The sequence below is a fragment of the Streptomyces sp. NPDC002088 genome, assembly GCF_040296605.1.
Taxonomy (GTDB): domain Bacteria; phylum Actinomycetota; class Actinomycetes; order Streptomycetales; family Streptomycetaceae; genus Streptomyces.
In genome coordinates this window covers 1-1,290 of sequence record NZ_JBEOXO010000117.1, presented here as the reverse complement: position 1 = coordinate 1,290, position 1,290 = coordinate 1, and the positions used below count along the sequence as shown (strand labels likewise).

The 1,290-nt window shown below is 62.1% G+C and carries 1 protein-coding gene; it reads left to right on the top strand.

Annotated features, from left to right (window positions below):
- The first annotated feature begins 66 nt into the window (after window positions 1-66).
- Window positions 67-1,247 (top strand): IS3 family transposase gene (locus ABT114_RS50425; protein ID WP_351154128.1). Its coding sequence is split into 2 segments (ribosomal slippage): window positions 67-331 and window positions 331-1,247, totalling 1,182 coding nucleotides; the frame shifts between segments, so codons are not numbered across the junction.
- The last annotated feature ends 43 nt before the right edge of the window (window positions 1,248-1,290 follow it).

Genomic DNA, 1,290 nt, shown 5'->3' with positions numbered 1-1,290 from the left:
TGAGGGGCCACGAAGTTTCCGGACAGGGACCCAATAGGGTTGTCCTGAAGAGGAAACGAGGAAGAAGTGGCGCCACCCAGTAAGTACTCGCCGGAGTTCCGCGAGGAAGCAGTCCAGGTCGCGTTGAGGTCGAGGAAGACGATCTCCGAAGTCGCTCGGGAGCTTGAGCTGAACCCGGAGACGCTACGCGGCTGGGTCAAGAAGCACCAGAAGCAGCGGGAACCGGCTCCCGATGCGGAACTGGCGGTGAACGAGCGTGCGCGCCTGAAGGAACTCGAACGGCGCAACCGCGAGCTGGAGATGGAAGTTGCCTTCCTGAAAAAAGCCGCAGCGTACTTCGCGAAGGATCCCCGGTAGCAAGCAAGTACGAGTTCATCGACGAGATGCGGCTCGACACTACGGAGTGCGCATACAGCGTCGAGTTCATGTGCGGCAGACTCGGCGTCTCCAGATCCGGCTACTACGACTGGCGATCCCGCCCGGAATCCGCGACGGCCCAGCGGCGCGAGGAACTGAAACTGCTCATCGAGAAAGCCTTCGACATGTCCGACGGCACCTATGGCCACCGGCGCATCCAGGCTCAGCTGGACCGCTGGGGCGTCACCGCCGGCCTGGAACTGGTCCGCCGGCTCATGCGCGAACTGGGCCTGGAGCCCTGCCAGCCGCGGCCAAAGAGGTTCAGCCTGACCCAGGCCACGGTCGGCCAGGTGCCGGACCTCGTCGGCCGCAACTTCACCGCTGACGCACCCGGCGAAAAGCTCGTCGGCGACATTACCTACATCGCGACCGGAGAAGGCTGGCTGTACCTCGCAACGGTCATCGACTGCTGCACGAAGGAAGTCATCGGTTACGCGATGGACGACCACTACCAAACCCCACTGATATCCCGGGCGATCCGCAACGCGGCACGGAACAGAAACCTCTCGGCCGGCGCAATATTTCACTCCGACCGCGGAAGCAACTACATGTCAGCCGAGTTCGGGAAGACGCTCGACTGGTTCGGGCTCCGCAGATCTTCCGGCCGCACCGGGATCTGTTTCGACAACGCCATGGCCGAATCATTCTTCGGCGCCCTGAAGAACGAGCGCGTATCAAGGGTGACTTACCTGACCCGCGAGGCCGCTCGACAGGACATCACTCGCTACATCGAATTCTGGTACAATCGCAAACGCCTCCACTCGGCGGTGGGTTACCGCCCTCCATGCGAAGTCCACGCCGAGTACGAGAAGTTGCGAATCGCCGCGTGAAATAGACGGTCAGACAACTGTCTGGAAAACGCGAGGCCCCTCA